Origin of the sequence: Cupriavidus sp. HPC(L), assembly GCF_000307735.3 — a bacterium.
GTDB lineage: Bacteria > Pseudomonadota > Gammaproteobacteria > Burkholderiales > Burkholderiaceae > Cupriavidus.
Map to the genome: position 1 here is coordinate 1 of NZ_AMPR02000216.1, position 4921 is coordinate 4921.

Consider the following 4921-nt stretch of genomic DNA (forward strand, 5'->3'; position numbering starts at 1 on the left):
ACCGCTAATGATAAAGGATCGGGCGGCGCCGGGTCCGCATGGAGGACGGTGCCGGGCGACGGTGCACGCGGCCGAGGCGCGCCGCACCGCCGCAGTGCAGCCGGCGGCCCGGCGGGTGCCCTGGTGACGCATCCGCCTTGTAGGACGCCATCCGGTGGACGCTCGTCAAGCTATCGTGATACGGTGTGCGGCGATGTCATCCCTTCCGCTGATCGATCCCGATAACGCGCTATTCCTCGACTTCGACGGCACGCTGGCCGACCTGGCGCCACGCCCGGAGCTCGTGCAGGTCGAGGCGGGACTGGTGGGAACGCTGCGCACGCTGCACCGGCAGCTCGGCGGTGCGGTCGCGATCGTATCGGGGCGCACCATCGCCGAACTCGACGCCTTTCTCGCGCCGCTGCAACTGCCCACCGCGGGCGTGCACGGTGCCGAGCTGCGCGACGCCGAGGGCCGGCGGCTCGAGGTCCCGGCCCCTGATCTGGACCGGCTGCACCGCCGGCTCGAGGATTTCGCGCAGGCCCATCCGGGGCTGCGGCTCGAGCGCAAGCCGATGGCGCTGGCGGTGCACTACCGCGCGGCGCCCGAGCTCGAGACGCTGGTGCGCGAGCAGGTCGCCCAGGCACTGGGCGATGTCAGCGGACTGGAAATGCTCCACGGCAAGATGGTGGTCGAGGTCAAGCCGGCCGGCGTCACCAAGGGCAGCGCGGTCGAGCTGATCATGCGTTCGCCGCCTTTCGCGGGCCGCATGCCGATCTTCGCCGGCGACGACGTGACCGACGAGGACGGCTTTGCGATGGTCGCCCATCTGGGCGGAGTCGGCGTGCTGGTGGGCCAGCGGCAGAGCGCCGCCACCGTCAGGGTGCCGGCGCCCGCGGACCTGCGCGCGTGGCTGCACCGCAGCGCCAGGGCGCTCGATGGCAGTCCGGCCGGCACGGCGCCGGCCCCGCATGCCGCCGCGAGCGGTGGCGACAGCGGCACCGATACACCGTCCGGCACCACCTCCGGCACCACCTCCGGCACCACGTCCGACACCACGCCCATCGCCGCGGCCGCCGGTCCGTCCGGCACGGGCGCCAATCCATCCGCGTCCACCACCTCATCCTGACAAGGGGGAAGTTTGTGAGTCAGCCTGAATCCGGGGTCGCGCGCAACCGCGCAGACGGGGTCAACAGCGACGGCACTGCGCAGGGCGGGCGATATTGCCCGCCTTCGCTATCGCTGGGCATGATCGGCAATTGCGCGTTCTCCGCGCTGGTCGACTCGCGCGGCCGCATCGTCTGGTGCTGCCTGCCGCGCTTCGATGGCGATCCGGTCTTCAACGCGTTGCTCGACCCCAGCGAGAACGCGGGCCATTTCTCGATCGAGATCGAGGACTTCGCCGAATCGCGCCAGTGGTACGAGCCGAACACCGCGGTGCTGCGCACGCGGCTGACCGACCGCCACGGCAACTGTCTCGAGATCACCGATTTCGCGCCGCGCTTCTTCCGCCTGGGCCGCTATTTCCGTCCGTTGACGCTGGTGCGGCGGATCCGCCCGGTCAAGGGCGCGCCGCGCGTGCGCGTCTGCATCGCGCCGCGCTTCAACCGGGGCCGCACGAAGCCGCAGACCTCGCGCGGCAGCAGCCATGTCCGCTTCATCGGCGACGACATGACGCTGCGGATGACGACCGACGCGCCGCTGACCTATGTGATGGCCAACACGCCGTTCCTGGTCACGCAGGGCATGAACTTCATCCTCGGCCCCGACGAGACGCTGCAGCACGGCGTCGACGAGACCGCGCGCGACTTCGAGCAGGAGACCATCTCGTACTGGAAGCTGTGGACGCGCCGGCTGGCGGTGCCGCGCGAATGGCAGGACGCGGTGATCCGCGCCGCCATCACGCTGAAGATGTCGCTGTACGAGGAGACCGGCGCGATCGTCGCCGCGATGACGACCAGCATCCCGGAAGCGCCGCACAGCGGCCGCAACTGGGACTATCGCTTCTGCTGGCTGCGCGATGCCTTCTTCGTGATCCGCGCGCTGAACAGCCTGTCCGAAGTCGGCACGATGGAGGACTACCTGCGCTGGATGTCCAATGTGGTGATGCAGTCCAAGGACGGCCATATCCAGCCGCTGTACGGCATCGGCCTCGAACGCGAGCTGCCCGAGAGCGTGCTCGACCATGTCGCCGGCTACCGCGGCATGGGCCCGGTGCGGGTCGGCAACCAGGCGCAGGAACACTTCCAGCACGATGTCTACGGCAACGTGGTGCTCGGCGCCGCGCAGGCCTTCCACGACCACCGGCTGCTGCATCGCGGCGGCCCGGCGGAGTACCGCGTGCTGGAGCAGGTCGGCGAGCAGGCGGTGCGGGTGTTCGGCACGCCCGACGCCGGCATGTGGGAGCTGCGCACGCGCGCCCGGGTCCATACGTCGTCGGCGCTGATGAGCTGGGCGGCCTGCGACCGGCTCGCCAAGATCGGCGACAAGCTGCAGCTGCCGTCGCGCGCGGCCTACTGGCGCAAGCATGCGGAGACGATGCGCGAGCGCATCCTGCGCGAGTCGTGGAGCGAGGAGCGCCAGGCCTTCGCCGAGAGCTTCGGCGGACGCGAGCTCGACGCCAGCGTGCTGCTGATGGCCGAGGTCGGCTTCATCGATCCGCGCGACGCGCGCTTCGTCGCGACGATCGAACGGCTGGAAGAGGTGCTGTGCGATGGTCCGTACATGCGCCGCTACGAGGCGCCGGACGACTTCGGCAAGCCCGAGACCGCCTTCAATATCTGCACCTTCTGGCGGATCGATGCGCTGGCGCGTATCGGCCGCAAGGAACAGGCACGCGAGATCTTCGAGGCGATGCTGGCCGCGCGCAATCCGCTCGGCCTGCTGTCCGAAGACACGCATCCGGTCACCGGCGAGATGTGGGGCAATTTCCCGCAGACCTATTCGATGGTCGGCCTGATCAACGGCGCGATGCGCCTGTCGTCGCCATGGGACGCGGTGATCTGAGCCGGCCCCGATTCACCGGGCGGCGCGCGCCGGCGCGCCGCCACACAGGAGGCCTATGTCAAGACTGGTAGCGGTATCCAACCGCGTCGCCGACCCCCGCAATGCCGCCGCCGGCGGACTGGCGGTGGCGCTCGGCGAAACGCTGAATGCCACCGGCGGGCTATGGTTCGGCTGGAGCGGCCGGGTCGTCGAGACCGCGCAGGGTGGCACGCCCGGAGAAGGCGAACTGCATCTGCAGCATGCCGGCGACGTGACGCTGGCCACGGTCGACCTGAGCCGCGAGGACCACGACGCCTACTACCTCGGCTACAGCAATGGCGTGCTGTGGCCGGTGTTCCACTACCGCGTCGATCTGGCCGATTTCGACGCCGGCCATCTGAACGTCTACCGCCGCGTCAACCAGTTGTTCGCGCGCAAGCTGGCGCCGCTGCTGCGGCCGGACGACATGATCTGGATCCACGACTATCACCTGATTCCGCTGGCCGCGGAACTGCGGGCGATGGGATGCGGCCAGCGCATCGGATTCTTCCTGCATATCCCGCTGCCGCCGCCGCCGATCCTGACCACGATTCCGCAGCACGAATGGCTGATGCGCGCGCTGTTCGCCTACGACCTGATCGGCTTCCAGAGCCAGGCCGACCTCGAACACTTCGCGCGCTACGCGCAGTCCGAGGCCGGCGCCGAGCCGATGGGCGACCATCGCTACCGCGCCTTCCATCGCACCGTGCGGGCGCAGGCGTTTCCGATCGGCATCGACGTCGACGAGTTCGTGTCGCTGGGCAAGGGGCACGAGGCGCAGGAAACCTACGAGATGATGATGGGCCAGTACGCGCGCCGGCGGCTGCTGCTGGGCGTGGACCGGATGGACTATTCGAAGGGGCTGCCGGAGCGGCTCAAGGCGTTCCAGGCGCTGCTGGCGCAGTATCCCGAGAACCGTTCGAGCGCCACGTTGATCCAGATCGCGGCGCCGTCGCGCGAATCGGTCGATGCCTATGCCGATCTGCGGCGCCAGCTGGAAGGCATGTCCGGGGCGATCAACGGCGAGTACGGCGAACTGGACTGGATGCCGATCCGCTATATCCACCGCACCACGTCGCGCCGGCGCCTGCCGGGGCTGTGCCGCGCGGCGCGCGTCGCACTGGTGACGCCGCTGCGCGACGGCATGAACCTGGTGGCCAAGGAATATATCGCCGCGCAGGACCCGGACGATCCCGGCGTGCTGGTGCTGTCGCGCTTCGCCGGCGCGGCCGAGCAGTTGAAGGAAGCGCTGCTGGTCAATCCCTACGATATCCAGGGCACCGCGCAGGCGATCCAGCAGGCGCTGCACATGCCGCTGGCCGAGCGGCAGAGCCGGCATCAGAAGCTGCTCGAGAACATCCGCGCCCAGGACGTGCACTGGTGGAGCCGCGAATACCTGCGGAGTCTGGCGGAGAGCGATCAGGGGTGATCGAGGGAAACCACCTCCCTCTCCCCAGCCCTCTCCCCCTGAGGGGGAGAGGGAGAACCCAATAGGGAAGCGGGCAGCAAGCGGGACTTTCTCCCCTTTCCCGCTTGCGGGAGACGGGTCGGGGGAGAGGGAGAACGCAATAGGGAAGCGGGCGGCGAGCGGGATTTTCTCCCCCCTCCCGCTCGCGGGAGAAGGGTCGGGGGAGAGGGAGAACCCAATAGGGAAGCGGGCGGCAAGCGGGACTTTCTCCCCTCTCCCGCTCGCGCGAGAGGGGTCGAGGGAGAGGGCAGGCGGCGCGCGTTCAGCCGCCGCCAGTCAATGCAGATCCTCGGGCGTATCGATATCCCGGAACGCGCCGTCGTGATCGGTCAGGATCCGTGTCACGGCCCGGCCCTGCAGCAGCGCCCGCGCGCCCTCGTCGCCGTCCAGCCGCAACAGCGCGTCGCGCCAGCCGGGGCCGAACGCCACCGGGTGGCCGCGCCGGCCGTC

General features: G+C 69.5%; 3 protein-coding genes and 1 pseudogene. 3 read left to right on the forward strand and 1 reads right to left on the reverse strand.

Features of this window, described 5'->3' with window-relative positions:
* Positions 1-193: 193 nt before the first annotated feature.
* From otsB to otsA, 3 genes are all read left to right on the forward strand, one after another.
* A complete protein-coding gene (otsB, locus tag B551_RS13275) occupies positions 194-1108 on the forward strand; it encodes a trehalose-phosphatase (protein ID WP_006578996.1) in 915 nt (304 codons plus the stop codon).
* Between the two features lie 119 nt (positions 1109-1227).
* Positions 1228-2985, forward strand: a complete 1758-nt coding sequence (locus B551_RS13280; RefSeq protein WP_006578995.1) for a glycoside hydrolase family 15 protein — start codon at positions 1228-1230, stop codon at positions 2983-2985.
* A 55-nt stretch (positions 2986-3040) separates the two neighbouring features.
* Entirely contained in the window at positions 3041-4432 is a 1392-nt protein-coding gene (otsA, locus tag B551_RS13285; RefSeq protein WP_006578994.1) for an alpha,alpha-trehalose-phosphate synthase (UDP-forming), read from the forward strand.
* Positions 4433-4747: 315 nt separating this feature from the next.
* Here the strand turns inward: otsA and B551_RS27080 are convergent.
* Positions 4748-4921 (reverse strand): annotated as a pseudogene (locus tag B551_RS27080) (nucleotidyltransferase family protein); the annotation flags it as partial.